We start from the raw sequence: 15,816 nt of genomic DNA, 5'->3' as shown, positions 1-15,816 counted from the left end.
AAAGGGGCACTTTTTTTTGTTTATGTGCGGGAGAATTGAAATACTCCCAGAAATTAACTGGGAGTATGGTAGGTAGAGGTTTTGTTATATGTAATTGACTACTTATTATACTGAGCGTTTACTTTCTTTTGTATAAGAGGTCAACTTAAAAACTTTCCCAATTATCATCGGTTTCATGGTGATTTGTCTTTATTGTCGGCGTTTTAATCGCTTCTTTTTCTTGCGGTTTTGCTGAGAATGTAGGTAGTTTCGTTGAGGTCGGTTTTTCATTCTCAACTTTAAATGTATTGACGATGATATCTAACATGCTGGCTTGTTCACTTAATGTGGCAGAAGCCGCAGTTGATTGTTCAACCATAGCTGCATTTTGTTGAGTAGCCTTATCCATCTCATTAACAGCAAGACTAATTTGTGCAATACCACGAGTTTGTTCTTCTGACGCAGATAGAATTTCTTTCATTGAACCCGAAACGTGATTAACGGATGTTACAATTTCACCCATTGATAAACTGACTTGTTCAACAAGATCATTACCTTGCCTTACCCTTAAGATAGTGGATTCAATAAGCTCTTTGATCTCTTTAGCCGCTTCAGCGCTTCGTTGAGCCAAGTTACGCACTTCACTTGCTACTACAGAAAATCCTCGGCCTTGCTCGCCAGCTCTTGCTGCTTCAACGGCTGCGTTAAGGGCTAAAATATTGGTTTGGAATGCAATATCATCAATAACAGCCGTAATTTCACCAATCTTTTGTGAGCGATCGGCAATATCTGTCATTGTCATAACCATTTTATTACTGTGCTCACCACCTTGAACGGCGATATCTGCAGTACTCATCACTAACTCTGTGACTTCACGAGCGCTCTCTGTGTTATTGCGAATCGTTGCAGTCATCTGCTCCATACTGGATGCTGTTTCTTCTAGCGCGCTAGCTTGTTCTTCAGTTCGGCTGGATAAGTCATTATTACCTGCAGCAATCTCTTGTACACCTGTATAAATAGCCGCACTACTATTTCGGATAGAGCTTACCATCTCTTTTAATTGTGCGCGCATTTGCTGTAATCCCAGCATTAACTGGTCTATTTCAGTATTACCTGAAATGTCACTGTCCACACGACTGACTAAATCACCTTTAGCAATTGTTTCTTGATAGGTGATCATTTGATTAATACGAGCAATGATATATTTACGGATCCAAATAAGAACTAATGTGGTGAAAATAAGGAAAATACCCATGAAGGTAGACGCTATCCACAGCATGCTGTAATAGTTCTTTTCCGCTTCAGTTACTGACGGATTAACCACTTCATCGGTAATAAAGTCTGTGGCTTCATACAGTGAGTTAGTAAAGTTAGTATTCGCTGGGCTTTTCAAGATCAATCGAACAGCATTAGTATTTCGTTCACTTAAATATTGTGCCAATAAATCAAGATCAGCTCGACTTTTTTGATAAAGCTGTTTGATTTGTGCCATACGTTGCTGATCGAAACCTGTTTGAGCGGATAACTCAACATACTCATTCATCAAAGCATCAACTTGTGCCTTACGTGCTGGCATGGTTTGCATAAATGTGGTGATGTTTGCATCTTCTGCTTGAGGATTTGATATATAGCTAAATGCTTGCGCAATAATATCCGTACGCAATGTATTCAACTCCGCATAGGTATTATCCATTGTGCGTAGTTGGTCGAAACTGTATGAAATTTGCTTGAGTTTATTTTGAGTCTGGTAGGCATCGTGAATGCTTTGTACTCCAGAAATGATCTGAATAATACAAAACAGAGTCAGGACACACATTAAACCTTGAGAGATTTTAATTCGTTTTAACATAACCCTACCTATTAGCTTTGCCTTTTTGTCGGTAAGTGGGAGGTCCACTTAGCAGAATGATTAATTCGGCTGGAATGTTAGAAACTTTAGTGCGAAAGGATTTATTTCCCTTACTTAATATGAATAGTCAGGAAATAAACATTAGATTGTTATTTTTATTGGGGTATTGTCAGATAGGGTGAGATTATATTTTGTGTAAATAGTGCTACTGTAAAATGATATAAATCCCTTAAGTAAAATGAATTGCATAAATTTTAAGAATGAATGATGAGATAAAAATAAAGGAACTATTTTACTTAAAACAGTTCCTTTTTTAATGAATGATAGATTATTACTGAGAGCCAAATGTATTTGTCATCTCTTCCAATGTTTCTTGTAATTCCATCCATTCCATTTCAACGTCTTCAAGTGCTACCTTTGCGATACCTTGTCGGCTTAAACAATCTGAAAGCTCATTTTTACGGCTGATATCGTAAATGCCACTGTCAGAAAGTGCTGTTTCAATGAGAGTAAGCTCTTGGCTAAGTTTATCCATTTTACTTTCTAAGGTGGTCAGTTTTTTACGTAGCGGTTGAGTTTGTTGTCTAAACTCTGCTTCTTTACGTTTTTGTTCTTTTTTGTCTTGCGCACTTAAATTTGTTGTCGTGGTATTATCTTTATCTTGCTGATTTTTATTGGCTTGTGTTTCCTGGCGATTTTGATCAACTAACCATTGCTGGTAATCATCCAGATCGCCATCAAAAGGCTCAACTTGACCATCGTGAACAAGATAGAGGTCGTCAGTGGTTGAACGCAGTAAATGCCTATCATGCGATACCACAACAATTGCGCCTTCAAAGCTAATTAACGCTTGAGTCAACGCTTGACGCATATCTAAATCGAGGTGGTTAGTTGGTTCATCCATTAACAGCAAATTAGGGCGTTGCCAGACTAAAAGAGATAACACTAAACGCGCTTTTTCACCGCCAGAAAACTGACCACACGCATCTGTAACCTTATCGCCATGGAAGCCAAAACCTCCAAGATAGTCACGTAATTTTTGTTCAGTCTCTTTAGGAGCTAAGCGAGTTAGATGTTGTAGTGCAGACTCATCGGAGCGTAGAAATTCTAATTGATGCTGTGCAAAGTAACCCAATTTAATGCCTTTTGAGAGAGCCATTTTTCCTTGTAATGGCTCAAGCTCCCCAGCAAGTAATTTGATTAAAGTCGATTTACCTGCACCATTTCGCCCTAATAATCCAATACGTGATCCAGGAATTAAATTCAGTTTAATATCATTAAGAATAATTTTTTCACCATAACCGGCACTGACTTTTTCCATCGATAGCAGTGGATTAGGTAAACTTTCAGGTTGGCGGAAACTAAATTGGAATGGGTTATCAGAATGAGCTGGAGCAACGCGCTCCATTCGCTCAAGCATTTTCACTCGGCTTTGTGCTTGTTTCGCTTTAGTCGCTTTCGCTTTAAATCTATCGATAAAACTTTGTAAGTGTGCAATTTTTGATTGCTGGTTTTCAAACAAAGCTTGTTGCTGAGCGAGTTTTGTTGCTCGTTGCATTTCAAACGAAGAGTAGTTACCTGAATATTCAAAGATTTTTTCTTGTTCGATATGCAAGATTTTATCCACGATCGGATCAAGGAAATCACGGTCATGGGAAATCAAAATTAAGGTACCAGTATAGCTTTTTAGCCATTTTTCAAGCCAAATAACAGCATCTAAATCTAAGTGGTTGGTGGGCTCATCGAGTAACAGTAAATCAGAGCGACAAATTAATGCTTGCGCTAAGTTTAAACGCATTCTCCAACCACCTGAAAATGATTTTACAGGTTCATTTAGTTGTTGTTGGCTAAAACCAAGGCCATTTAGTAAGGTTGCTGCACGAGATTGAATTGTCCATGCATTAATGGCATCTAATTGCCCGTGAATAAGTGCAATTGCGTGACCATCGTTTGTCTCGTTAGCTTTTTGTAATCGTTGTTCTAACTGGCGATATTCTCTATCACCATCAATAACATAATCAATTGCGGGTACATCAAGTGCAGGTGTTTCTTGGTTAACCCACGCCATAGCCCAAGTACTGGGAAAGGTGACATTCCCCGCTTCTGCTTGAAGCTCACCTTTTAATAAAGAGAGTAATGTGGTTTTACCACAACCATTTTTACCGACTAGACCAATTTTTTGCCCCGGATTAATGGTTGCACTGGCATTATCCAGTAACACTCGGACACCACGGCGAATTTGCAAAGAAGAAAAAACAATCATAAATATCGTCTATTAAGAGTATGTAAATTAATATATAGAGTAAGTTGTTCGTAACAGTTGGTCACAATGCGTGCATGGTAACGGAAAAAATGGTTTCTGACACGTTTTGTAAGGAGGAATGATGTCAAACGCATCAAATGTATTACTGGTGTATGTTCATCCCGAGCCGCGCCAATCCATTGCTAATAAAGCATTAATCAAGGCGGTGAGGGATCTAGAGAATATAACTATTCATGATTTATATGCTACTTATCCTGATTTTTTTATTGATATACACCATGAGCAATCCTTGTTGTGCAAACACCAAGTGATTGTTTTTCAATTTCCATTACAAACATATAGTTGTCCAGCATTATTAAAAGAATGGCAAGACAGGGTACTAACACGTCCTTTTGCAAATGAAAGTGGATGGTCACATTTAAAAGGGAAAGCATTCCGCTGTGTTGTGACCACAGGTGAACCTGAATATGCTTACCAACATAATGGAAAGAATCACTATACACTCACAGAATTATTACGTCCTTTTGAATTAATGGCAGAAATGTGTGGTATGCGTTGGTTATCACCCATGATTGTGTATTCAGCAAGGCAACAGTCTAAAACGACATTGACGCATATTGGAGAGGCTTATCGCCATTGGTTAAGTGCGCCACTTGAAGGGGAGCATGTCTAATGGAAGATAACTGGATGATTAAAGCGGTTCTCTTTTTCCTTTGTGCTGCGGTTATCATGGTACCGATTGCACAACGTCTTAAAATTGGTGCCGTACTGGGTTACTTAATTGCAGGTATTGCCATTGGCCCTTGGGGGTTAGGGCTGTTTAAAGATGTCGATAACATCTTACATTTCGCTGAACTCGGTGTGGTCTTTTTGATGTTCATTATTGGATTGGAGCTAAATCCAGCCAAGCTGTGGGAATTAAGACGCGCTATTTTTGGTGTCGGTTCAATGCAGGTGGTTTTCACCGCCTCTATTTTCTCAGGACTTATTCTCGTTTTAACCTCTTTTTCATGGCAAGCCGCCGTTATTGGCGGATTAGGTATTGCGATGTCTTCAACGGCTATGGCATTACAGCTTATGAGTGAAAAAGGGATGAATCATAATGAGGGCGGGCAGTTAGGTTTTGCAGTTCTGTTATTCCAAGATATGGCAGTGATCCCTATTCTTGCTGTTATTCCGCTACTTGCTGGGGAAACTGCTAGCAGTGATTGGTATCGCATTGGATTAAAAGTTGCTTCTTTTGCTGCGTTATTGGTTTGTGGGCGTTATTTATTACGTCCTCTGTTTCGTTTAGTTGTCAAATCGGGTGTAAGAGAAGTCTTTACAGCTGCCGCATTATTAGTCGTGCTAGGTGCGGCTATTTTTATGGAAACTCTCGGTTTTTCAATGGCAATGGGAACCTTTATTGCTGGTGTATTATTGGCGGATACAGAATATCGGCATGAATTAGAAATTTCTATTGAGCCTTTTAAGGGGTTGTTATTAGGCCTCTTTTTTATTTCTGTCGGCATGTCTTTAGATATAGGTATCTTATGGCGCTATTTACCAGAAGTTTTACTGGGTGTGTTTATTCTAGTCATTGTTAAAGCTTTGATACTTTATGGTATTGCATGGTTAGCTGGATTACGCTTTTCTACACGTTTACAATTTTCATCAGTATTAAGTCAAGGTGGTGAGTTTGCCTTTGTTGTTTTTTCAACATCAATGGCAATGGGCGTATTAGATAGTCAGCAGATGGCATTGTTGCTGGTGGTTGTCACGCTTTCTATGATGACAACGCCACTTGTGATGCAAATGACAGACGCTGTATTATCTCGCCGTTATAATGAGCCTAAAACAGACGAACAGCCTTTTGTTGAAAACAATCATCCAGAAGTCATTCTTGTTGGTTTTGGTCGAATGGGACAGGTTGTAGGGCGCTTGTTGATGGCTAACAAGATTAACGTCACCGTCTTAGAGCATGATGTGGGAAGTTTAAGCACCATGCGTAAATATGGCTATAAAGTTTATTATGGTGATGCTACGGATCTCAATTTATTACGTGCAGCGGGTGCGGAACACGCAAAAACGATTGTAATCACTAGTAATGAACCTGAAGCGACGATGGAAATTGTTCACCTCTGTCAGCGACACTTCCCTAATTTGCATATTATTTCCAGAGCAAGGGGACGTGTTGAGGCTCATGAATTGCTTAAAGCGGGTGTAACAGATTTTAGCCGAGAAACATTTTCTAGTGCTTTAGAACTAGGACGTAAAACATTAATTGAATTAGGTATGCATCCTCATCAAGCTTATCGAGCACAACAGCATTTTCGTCGTTTAGATATGCAATTACTTAGAAAGCTGGTGGATGAATCACCAGAAGAAGTTTCCAATGTCTCTCGTGTAAAAGAAGCAAGGCGAGAGCTTGAAGAACTTTTTAGTGAGGAAATTCGTCAAGAGCATCATCAACCGGATATTTGGGATGAGTCTTTAACCGAGGATATTCCTCAAATAAGTAAAGAAAAAAGATCTATTGATAAACAGGAGAACTGACCCCATGTCTGCAACCCGTAAACGCTTTATCGCTGGTGCTGTGTGTCCACACTGTCAAGCTCAAGACACACTCAAAATGTGGCGCGAAGATAAAGTTGATATTGTGGAATGTGCTCAATGTGGCCATCAGCAACGGCAAACAGACGGTGAAGTTAATTCACTTGTTCGTGAAAATGAACAGGTCATTGGGATCTTTACACCACAATAATTGTAGGTTTTTTTGATATAACCCGATACAGAAGATTTATTTTTCGTTACAATCGGGAAAATTTTGCCCACGGGTATGTAGGAGATGTCATGAAAGTAGCAAACGACTTGGTAGTTAGTCTGGCTTATCAAGTAAGATCAGAAGACGGTGTTTTAGTTGATGAGTCCACGGTAAGCGCACCGTTAGACTATCTGCATGGCCGTGGTTCTTTAATCAGTGGTTTAGAAAATGCATTAACAGGTCGCGAAGTCGGTGAGAAATTCGACGTAGAAGTGGCTTCTGATGATGCTTATGGCCAATACGATGAAAACTTAGTTCAACGCGTACCAAAAGATGTTTTTGTTGGTGTTGATGAGTTAGAAGTTGGCATGCGTTTTCTTGCTGATACCGATCAAGGTCCAGTACCAGTAGAAATTACAGGTATTGAAGGTGACGAAGTTATCGTTGATGGTAACCACATGTTAGCAGGCCAAAACCTGAAGTTTCATGTTGAAATCGTTGCAATTCGTGAAGCGACTGAAGAAGAATTAGCACACGGTCACGTACACGGTGAAGAAGAAGAGCACGAATGTTGTGGTGGCCACGGTCACGGTGAAGAAGGCGGATGCTGTGGCGGTGGTCATGGTCATGGCCATTCTCATGGTGAAGAAGGTGGATGCTGCGGTGGCGAAGGTCATGGTCACGGTGGTCACGGCCACGGTCATGGCGGTTGCGGTTGCCAACACTAATCTTTCTAAAGAAAGATCAAAAGGAGCGCTTAAACGCTCCTTTTTTGTTTTTTCTGATTACGCTAAAAAGAAAATTATCACTTAATAGTGTGGGGGGGGCGTTTCATCTTCAGGTCTTGCAAGTATTGAGGATTGAGATGCTTTTAAGCGTTCAGTGACAATCTTTAATGCTTCTTTAAAGCGACTAATTTCAATTTGTTGCTGTGTGACCACCTGATTTAACTCTTCAATTGTCGCATCTTGGAAAGCAACTTTGCTTTCTAATTGTATGAGCAAATGCTCTACTTCCTTAATATCCATTGTGTTTTTCCTCCTTTAAAATGTCGAATTACGACGAATGAGATTAACGAAATTGTGAAATTTAATCTTATTTACTGATATATACACAGGAAGACATAAATCTGGTTTGAGATAAAAGACTATTTTGTTAATGTGATAACACTCTGTGCTGGCAAAAATCCTAACATTAACTGTTAAGAGTGTCGGCAAATTTTTTAAATTCATATAAAATTGCTACCCGCGGATAGATCTTACTCTAAATATTTCGAGGTGCAGCTAGGCGACAAGAGAATGAGTCATTAGACGCATATATACGTTGACGAGTGCGAATAAATGTAATCAACAACGTTACAACTTGAAGTATGGCGAGTACATACCGCAATGACAGCAAGATGTGATGCAAAACGTTTTAGTGAAGATCTATGATCTTTGTTTGTAAAACGTAGCGACTCACTAACATATACTGGAGAATGGGATGAAATCTTTATTAAAAACGACGTTGCTGGCAACAAGTTTAGCTTTCGCATTCAGTGCACCTCAAGCATTCGCTGAAGAAGCCGCTAAAGTGCCAACATTAAATAGCGCATTTAAAACTCAAAATGAGCAAAATGCCTATGCGTTAGGCGCGTCGATGGGTCGCTACATGGAAGCAGCATTACAAGAGCAAAAAAATATTGGTATTACTTTAGATTCTAAACAACTGCTGGCGGGTGTTCAGGATGCATTTAACAGTAAATCAAAACTATCAGATGCTGAGATTGAATTAACCTTAGCTGCTTTTGAAGATCAAGTTCGCACAGCGGCTACAGCGAAAATGGAAAAAGAAGCAACCGAGAACAAAACTGCGGGTGATAAATTCCGTACAGAATTTGCTGCTGAAAAAGGTGTAGTCAAAACAAAATCAGGTTTACTGTATTTAGTTGAAAACCCAGGTAAAGGTAAAACTCCAACAGATGCTGATCGCGTTACTGTACACTACAAAGGTATGTTGATTGATGGTAAACAGTTTGATAGCTCTTATGATCGTAATGAGCCTCTGACAATTAGCCTAAAAAGTGTTATTCCAGGCTGGACTGAAGGCATGAAATACATCAAAGAAGGCGGTAAAATCAAGCTAGTTATTCCACCAGAATTAGGCTATGGCCAACGCGCAACAAGTGGTATTCCAGCTAACTCAACATTAGTATTTGAAGTTGAATTACTGAGTGTTGAAAGCGATAAGTAATCTACTTATCACGAAAGAAAAAATGCTGACATCAATGTCAGCATTTTTATTTCTAATTACAAAGCTCATTAATACACATAGCTTACGAATAGATAATATTAATCTACTTGTTCTTCAACAATAATAGCTTTTGGTTTTTTAAAGACAAACAGCAAGCCCACAATGATTGCTCCCATTCCTGCTAAGCTGAGTAAAGACATTTTATTACCTAAGAAGATGTAATCCATTAATGCTGTCACTCCCGGTACTAAATAAAATAAGCTCGTCACATTAACTAGATTACCTGTTGTGAGTAAGCGATATAACAGCAACTGAGCAACAACAGAAATGATAATAGCCAGCCAAAGAACAGGAATGATAAAGCCAATATCGAATGAAGCATCAAAAGGTTGAAATGGCACAAATAATAAACACAGCACGAGACTAACCACATATTGCAGAGGCAAAGCATCCATTGGTGCTAATTGTAATTTTTTTTGTGAAATTGCACCAAAGCTCATACAAAGTAGAGCAACTAACGCATAAATCATCCCTGTTAATGAAAGTGCTGTATTAAATAAACTTTGTGCAACTACCAACACTAACCCAATCAATGCGATTAAAAGCCCTAGCAATCGCGTCGCTGAAAAGTTACGTTCAATTATCCATAATGTGATAATGGGTTGTACGCCCATAATTGTGGCTAGCATTCCAGGTGTAATGCTATTAGCGAGCGCTAAAAGATAACAAATAGAATAACCACCAATAATTAATAGACCGACCCACGCTGTTTTTAAGCGGCTTCCTTTCGGTGGCAAAAAGCGATGACGCTGAATACACAAAAAAGAAAGAAACGCCAAAGCGATAATAAAACGCCAAGTCAAAATAGCAAATGAGCTACCATTATCTAAACCCCAGCGAGAAAAGATAGCACCGCTACTCCATAATAAAACAAATAATGTCGTTGGACCGAATCTTGTCCAATATTGACGTAAATACATGATGATACACCTGTAATCTTAGCAGTAAGATAGCTTGATTATTTTTAGTCATGGTTGGCGATTGATAAAACATCAATAAATAAACGTAAATAACACATTAATCTAGTCTGTTGGTTAAATACGCGATTAAGACGATTAAATAGATCAAGCGATATAAGTTGCAACAATAACCGTTGTATTGACTACAACCACTTTCACAGGTGGAGGTGGTGAAGAGAGAGTTTCAATAGGCATAGAAGCAACAGAAATTAACCCCATTATTGATGAAGTTTGCTGAGATTGGCATATCATCAGTATATTCAAGGGATTAATCACTCGTTAAAATAACAATAATTTGGAATATAGGTAATCTATTCAATAGTGTCAATCTTTATCCAAACTCTCTTTAAAAGTGAAATTTTCAAAAATATAGAGGGTGTTGATACAAAAAGATAAAGAAAAACGAAAAAAGCTGTGACCTATGACAAAGCTCTTATTCTAAGGCACTTGACGTAGATCTTTTGACGATCTAACGTCAGAATTGTGTCCTAATTCAGTTTTTATATTTAAAATTTTTTAATATTAAATTGATTCGCAGTGATGAATCGTTATAAAAAATAGAACCTCAAGTCATTATCATAATTAAAGCCTTTAAGGATTATATAATCAAATGTCTAGCCCGTTATTTAATGGTGACAGCAGCGAGTTTGAAAAACTAGATAGCCGACCTTTTACTCAAACTGATCACGAAATATTGAAGTCCTATGAAGCAGCCGTGGATGGTTTGGCTATGCTCATCGGCAACCATTGCGAAATCGTATTGCACTCTCTGGAAGATTTGAAATGTTCAGCGGTTAAAATCGCGAATGGAGAACATACTGGTCGTAAGATTGGTTCTCCAATTACCGATTTAGCATTACAAATGTTACATGATATCACAGATGAAGATTCAAGTTTTTCAAAGGCTTATTTTACTAGAGCGAAAAGTGGTGCATTGATGAAATCGATCACGATTGCAATTCGTAATCGTGAACGTCGTGTCATCGGTTTATTATGTATTAATATGAACCTTGATGTTCCATTCTCTGAAATAATCAAAACTTTTATACCTGAAGAAACACATGAAGTTGCTTCTGATGTTAACTTTGCTTCATCTGTTGATGATTTAGTGGCTCAAACATTAGAGTTCACAATTGAAGAAGTGAATAATGATCGTGAAGTGGCCAATAACGCAAAAAATAAACAAGTGGTATTAAGTCTTTATGAAAAAGGTATTTTTGATATTAAAGATGCCATTAATCAAGTTGCTGATCGACTGAATATCTCAAAACATACTGTTTATCTCTATATTCGCCAGTTTAAAAATGGAGAGTAGGGCAACATTATGAGCTCCTTGACATATTGTTTAGTGGTAACAGGGCCTCATTATGGAACTGAACAAGCTTCAAGTGCCTATTTGTTCGCCAATGCCCTTCTTGAAAAAGGGCATAAAATTGCGCAAATTTTCTTTTATCGGGAAGGGGTGGTAAATGCTAATAAATTAGTGTCACCCGCAAATGATGAATTTGATCTTCCCAAAGCGTGGATAACATTGGCGAAAAAATATCAAACTCCTTTGCATGTTTGTGTTGCCGCTGCGCTACGCAGAGGAATTATTGATAAGGAACAGGCAAAAGAGCAAGGAATTGATAATCATAATATGGCAATGGAATTTGAACTCAGCGGGCTGGGTTCACTTGCTCAAGCGATGTTGACTTGTTCGCGTGTGGTGCAATTTTAATGAAAAAAATGAATTCAATCGCATTTCTTTTTACACAGGCACCGCACGGTAATAGTGCTGGGCGAGAAGGTTTGGACGCTTTGCTTGCAACCTCTGCGTTAACAGAAGATATTGGTGTTTTTTTTATCTCAGATGGTGTGTTTCAATTGGTTGAAAATCAACAACCTGAAGGTGTGTTATCACGTCATCATGCGGCAACTTTTAAAGTGCTCCCCTTGTATGATGTGACAAACGTCTATATATCACACCAAGACATGGCTCATCGTGGATTATCCTCTCAAACTTCTTTTGTGTTGGATGCACAAGTGATATCACATCAAGATATTGCTCAAAAATTGAGTGAATATGATGTGGTATTACGCTTTTGATACAGAAGTTAGGCAGGAAGGTTGAACGGTTATGTTGTATACTTATTCCGTCTCTATTTATCAAAGTGATTTAGAGGCTTTTTTATCTTTATTGACAAAAGAAGATGATGTTTTGTTAATACAAGATGGTGTATTGGCAGTTCTTGAGGACAATCCTTTATTAAAATATTGTCTTCAACAGCAAATTTCAGTTTACGCATTAATTGATGATGTTTTAGCTAGAGGCTTAAAAGATCAAGCATCTCATCATATTAAACTCATCAGTTATGGTGATTTTGTCGATTTAACGGTAAAACACCCCCAACAAATTCATTGGGGAGCGTAGAATTGCTGTATAATTCTTGACACATGAGCCCGTCAGCAATAAAATTCTGCGTCCTCATGTTTTGTCTTGTTGACAAGACAGAGTTCAAATCCGTGTTTACGAAGCAAAAACCAGGAGCTTTTTTTAAATGGCAACTATTAATCAGCTGGTACGCAAATCTCGTAGCTCGAAAGTTGTTAAAAGCAACGTTCCAGCTCTGGAAGCTTGCCCGCAAAAACGTGGCGTATGTACTCGTGTATATACTACCACTCCAAAAAAACCAAACTCAGCACTGCGTAAAGTATGCCGTGTACGTTTGACTAACGGTTTCGAAGTTTCTTCCTACATCGGTGGTGAAGGCCACAACTTGCAGGAGCACTCCGTAATCTTAATCCGTGGTGGTCGTGTTAAAGACTTACCAGGTGTGCGTTACCACACTGTTCGCGGCGCGCTGGACTGTTCTGGTGTTAAAGACCGTAAACAAGCTCGTTCTAAGTACGGTGTGAAGAAGCCAAAGGCTTAATGGTTCTCCGTTAAGTAAGGCCAAACATTTTTTCACCAATAATGTCAAAATAAACTCATTGAGTTTTGGACAACCCTGAATTTTAAACGGAGTATTTCCATGCCACGTCGTCGTGTAATTGGTCAACGTAAAATTCTGCCAGATCCTAAGTTCGGATCAGAACTGCTGGCTAAATTTGTAAACATTCTGATGGTAGATGGTAAAAAATCTACTGCAGAATCTATCGTATATAATGCGCTTGAGACCCTGGCTCAGCGTTCAGGCAAAACTGAACTGGAAGCGTTCGAAATCGCATTAGATAACGTACGTCCTACTGTGGAAGTTAAATCCCGCCGTGTTGGTGGTTCAACTTACCAAGTTCCAGTTGAAGTACGCCCAGTTCGTCGTAATGCATTAGCAATGCGTTGGATTGTTGAAGCTGCTCGTAAACGCGGTGATAAATCCATGGCTCTTCGCCTGGCAAATGAATTATCTGATGCGGCTGAAAACAAAGGCGCTGCTGTTAAGAAACGTGAAGACGTTCACCGTATGGCAGATGCAAACAAGGCGTTCGCACACTACCGTTGGTAATCCACGAAGTAGTTGTCGCAACTCTTTTCAGGACAGCTCTGCTGTCCTTTACCTGAATTGAACGCCCACGAGAGAGGAAAAAATGGCTCGTCAAACCCCCATAGCACGTTACCGTAATATCGGTATCAGTGCGCACATCGATGCCGGTAAAACCACTACAAGTGAACGTATTCTGTTTTATACCGGTGTAAACCATAAAATTGGTGAAACTCACGAAGGTTCAGCAACAATGGACTGGATGGAGCAGGAGCAGGAACGTGGTATTACTATCACATCCGCAGCAACTACTGCATTCTGGTCTGGTATGGCTAAACAGTTTGAGCCTCACCGTGTAAATATCATCGACACCCCAGGACACGTTGACTTCACAATCGAAGTAGAACGTTCTATGCGTGTTCTTGATGGCGCGGTTATGGTTTACTGTGCAGTTGGTGGTGTTCAGCCTCAGTCAGAAACAGTATGGCGCCAGGCTAACAAATATCATGTACCACGTATCGCGTTCGTTAACAAAATGGACCGTATGGGTGCAAACTTCCTGCGTGTTGTTGAACAAATCAAAACACGTCTGGCAGCAAACCCAGTTCCACTGCAAATTCCAGTAGGCGCTGAAGAACATTTCACCGGTGTTGTTGACTTAATCAAAATGAAAGCAATCCGTTGGAATGAAGAAGACCAAGGTGTTACTTTCGAATACGAAGACATTCCTGCAAATCTGCAAGATTTAGCTGAAGAATGGCACAACAACCTAGTCGAATCAGCTGCTGAAGCATCAGAAGAACTGATGGACAAATATCTGGGCGGTGAAGAGCTGTCAGAAGCAGAAATCAAAGCTGCTCTGCGTAAACGCGTTCTAGATAACGAAATTATCCTGGTTACCTGTGGTTCTGCATTTAAGAACAAAGGTGTTCAGGCAATGCTGGATGCGGTAATTGAATACCTGCCAGCACCAACAGATGTTCCTGCTATCAATGGTATGTTACCAGACGGTAAAGATACTCCAGCAGAACGTCATTCAAGCGACGAAGAGCCATTCTCATCTCTGGCATTCAAAATCGCTACTGACCCATTTGTTGGTAACTTAACATTCTTCCGTGTGTACTCTGGTGTTGTAAACTCAGGTGACACAGTTCTGAACCCGGTTAAAGACAAAAAAGAACGTTTTGGCCGTATTGTTCAGATGCATGCTAACAAGCGTGAAGAAATTAAAGAAGTTCGTGCGGGCGACATCGCTGCTGCTATCGGTCTGAAAGACGTAACTACAGGTGATACTTTATGTGCAATTGATGCACCAATCATCTTAGAACGTATGGAATTCCCAGAGCCAGTAATCTCTGTTGCTATCGAACCTAAGACTAAAGCTGACCAAGAAAAAATGGGTATCGCTCTGAACCGTTTGGCTCAAGAAGATCCATCTTTCCGCGTATCAAGCGACGAAGAAACTGGTCAGACTATCATTGCTGGTATGGGTGAACTGCACTTAGACGTGTTAGTTGACCGCATGCGTCGCGAATTTAAAGTTGAAGCGAACGTAGGTAAACCACAGGTTGCTTACCGTGAAACTATTCGTGATACAGTAACTGATATCGAAGGTAAGCACGCGAAACAATCTGGTGGTCGTGGTCAGTATGGTCATGTTGTTATCGACCTGTCTCCATTACCAGCAGGTGGTGAAGAGAACTACATATTTGTCAACGATATCGTTGGTGGTGTAATTCCTAAAGAATTCATCCCAGCTGTTGATAAAGGTATTCAAGAACAGCTGAAATCTGGTCCATTAGCAGGTTACCCTGTTGTGGATATTCAGGCTCGTTTACATTACGGTTCTTACCATGATGTTGACTCCTCAGAAATCGCGTTTAAAATTGCCGCATCAATGGCATTTAAAGACGGCTTCATGAAAGCTAAGCCAATTCTGCTTGAGCCAGTCATGAAAGTTGAGATTGAAACGCCAGAAGATTACATGGGCGACGTTATCGGTGACTTAAACCGTCGTCGTGGTATGGTTGAAGGTATGGACGATCTGCCTACCGGTAAGATCATCCGTGCTCAAGTACCACTGGCTGAAATGTTCGGTTATGCAACTGACCTGCGTTCACAAACTCAGGGTCGTGCTTCATACTCTATGGAGTTCTTGAAGTACAACGAAGCGCCTAGCAACGTCGCTCAGGCTATTATCGAAGCTCGTAAAGCGAAATAAGATCCTTTCGAGTTCAATTTAGTTTACGCTCCCTCTAATAAGAGGGAGC

General features: G+C 39.7%; 17 protein-coding genes. 12 read left to right on the top strand and 5 right to left on the bottom strand.

Annotated features, from left to right (window positions below):
* Nucleotides 1-145 precede the first annotated feature (145 nt).
* Entirely contained in the window at nucleotides 146-1,828 is a 1,683-nt protein-coding gene (locus GTH24_RS18560; RefSeq protein ID WP_072068768.1) for a methyl-accepting chemotaxis protein, read from the bottom strand.
* Nucleotides 1,829-2,159: 331 nt separating this feature from the next.
* Complete coding sequence (locus tag GTH24_RS18555; protein WP_164526814.1) at nucleotides 2,160-4,091, bottom strand: ABC transporter ATP-binding protein; 1,932 nt, start codon at nucleotides 4,089-4,091, stop codon at nucleotides 2,160-2,162.
* A 121-nt stretch (nucleotides 4,092-4,212) separates the two neighbouring features.
* Between GTH24_RS18555 and kefG the strand changes: the two genes are divergently transcribed.
* The 4 genes from kefG (at nucleotide 4,213) to slyD (ending at nucleotide 7,562) form a co-directional block, all read left to right on the top strand.
* A complete protein-coding gene (gene kefG, locus GTH24_RS18550) occupies nucleotides 4,213-4,764 on the top strand; it encodes a glutathione-regulated potassium-efflux system ancillary protein KefG (protein ID WP_072068767.1) in 552 nt (183 codons plus the stop codon).
* A complete protein-coding gene (gene kefB, locus GTH24_RS18545) occupies nucleotides 4,764-6,626 on the top strand; it encodes a glutathione-regulated potassium-efflux system protein KefB (protein WP_072068766.1) in 1,863 nt (620 codons plus the stop codon). Before kefG ends, kefB begins: the two co-directional genes overlap by 1 nt.
* A 4-nt stretch (nucleotides 6,627-6,630) precedes the next feature.
* On the top strand, nucleotides 6,631-6,834 hold the full coding sequence (locus GTH24_RS18540; protein WP_072068765.1) for a YheV family putative zinc ribbon protein: 204 nt from the start codon (nucleotides 6,631-6,633) through the stop codon (nucleotides 6,832-6,834).
* A gap of 89 nt (nucleotides 6,835-6,923) precedes the next feature.
* Nucleotides 6,924-7,562, top strand: a complete 639-nt coding sequence (gene slyD, locus GTH24_RS18535; RefSeq protein ID WP_072068764.1) for a peptidylprolyl isomerase — start codon at nucleotides 6,924-6,926, stop codon at nucleotides 7,560-7,562.
* A gap of 81 nt (nucleotides 7,563-7,643) precedes the next feature.
* Here the strand turns inward: slyD and GTH24_RS18530 are convergent, their stop codons facing one another.
* Entirely contained in the window at nucleotides 7,644-7,862 is a 219-nt protein-coding gene (locus tag GTH24_RS18530; protein ID WP_072068763.1) for a SlyX family protein, read from the bottom strand.
* 454 nt (nucleotides 7,863-8,316) lie between these two features.
* On the opposite strand from GTH24_RS18530, the gene fkpA reads away from it, so the two are divergent.
* On the top strand, nucleotides 8,317-9,066 hold the full coding sequence (gene fkpA, locus GTH24_RS18525; RefSeq protein ID WP_072068762.1) for an FKBP-type peptidyl-prolyl cis-trans isomerase: 750 nt from the start codon (nucleotides 8,317-8,319) through the stop codon (nucleotides 9,064-9,066).
* A 98-nt stretch (nucleotides 9,067-9,164) separates the two neighbouring features.
* Here the strand turns inward: fkpA and GTH24_RS18520 are convergent, their stop codons facing one another.
* Entirely contained in the window at nucleotides 9,165-10,046 is an 882-nt protein-coding gene (locus GTH24_RS18520; RefSeq protein ID WP_115351144.1) for a DMT family transporter, read from the bottom strand.
* A 144-nt stretch (nucleotides 10,047-10,190) separates the two neighbouring features.
* Entirely contained in the window at nucleotides 10,191-10,337 is a 147-nt protein-coding gene (locus tag GTH24_RS18515) for a hypothetical protein (protein ID WP_164526813.1), read from the bottom strand.
* A 358-nt stretch (nucleotides 10,338-10,695) separates the two neighbouring features.
* Here GTH24_RS18515 and GTH24_RS18510 point away from each other — a divergent pair, with 358 nt between their 5' ends.
* The 7 genes from GTH24_RS18510 to fusA all read left to right on the top strand — a co-directional run bounded on the left by GTH24_RS18510 (nucleotide 10,696) and on the right by fusA (nucleotide 15,767).
* Nucleotides 10,696-11,400 carry a helix-turn-helix transcriptional regulator gene (locus GTH24_RS18510; RefSeq protein WP_023583301.1) on the top strand — a complete coding sequence of 235 codons (705 nt, stop codon included), beginning with the start codon at nucleotides 10,696-10,698 and terminating at the stop codon, nucleotides 11,398-11,400.
* A 9-nt stretch (nucleotides 11,401-11,409) separates the two neighbouring features.
* Nucleotides 11,410-11,805 carry a sulfurtransferase complex subunit TusD gene (tusD, locus tag GTH24_RS18505; protein WP_164526812.1) on the top strand — a complete coding sequence of 132 codons (396 nt, stop codon included), beginning with the start codon at nucleotides 11,410-11,412 and terminating at the stop codon, nucleotides 11,803-11,805.
* Nucleotides 11,805-12,173: a sulfurtransferase complex subunit TusC gene (gene tusC / locus GTH24_RS18500; protein WP_082151776.1), complete on the top strand. Its 369-nt coding sequence runs from the start codon at nucleotides 11,805-11,807 to the stop codon at nucleotides 12,171-12,173. The genes tusD and tusC overlap by 1 nt, the downstream gene beginning before the upstream one ends.
* A 31-nt stretch (nucleotides 12,174-12,204) precedes the next feature.
* A complete protein-coding gene (tusB, locus tag GTH24_RS18495; RefSeq protein ID WP_072068759.1) occupies nucleotides 12,205-12,498 on the top strand; it encodes a sulfurtransferase complex subunit TusB in 294 nt (97 codons plus the stop codon).
* 127 nt (nucleotides 12,499-12,625) lie between these two features.
* Nucleotides 12,626-13,000 carry a 30S ribosomal protein S12 gene (gene rpsL, locus GTH24_RS18490; protein WP_004236497.1) on the top strand — a complete coding sequence of 125 codons (375 nt, stop codon included), beginning with the start codon at nucleotides 12,626-12,628 and terminating at the stop codon, nucleotides 12,998-13,000.
* 99 nt (nucleotides 13,001-13,099) lie between these two features.
* Nucleotides 13,100-13,570, top strand: coding sequence for a 30S ribosomal protein S7 (gene rpsG / locus GTH24_RS18485; RefSeq protein ID WP_004246897.1), 471 nt, complete (start codon nucleotides 13,100-13,102; stop codon nucleotides 13,568-13,570).
* Between the two features lie 82 nt (nucleotides 13,571-13,652).
* The gene (gene fusA, locus GTH24_RS18480) at nucleotides 13,653-15,767 is read left to right on the top strand and encodes an elongation factor G (RefSeq protein WP_072068758.1); all 2,115 of its coding nucleotides are present in this window, start codon (nucleotides 13,653-13,655) and stop codon (nucleotides 15,765-15,767) included.
* Nucleotides 15,768-15,816: the final 49 nt, after the last annotated feature.

The organism is Proteus vulgaris, assembly GCF_011045815.1.
GTDB lineage: Bacteria > Pseudomonadota > Gammaproteobacteria > Enterobacterales > Enterobacteriaceae > Proteus > Proteus vulgaris_B.
This window is presented reverse-complemented; position numbering and strand designations above follow the sequence as displayed.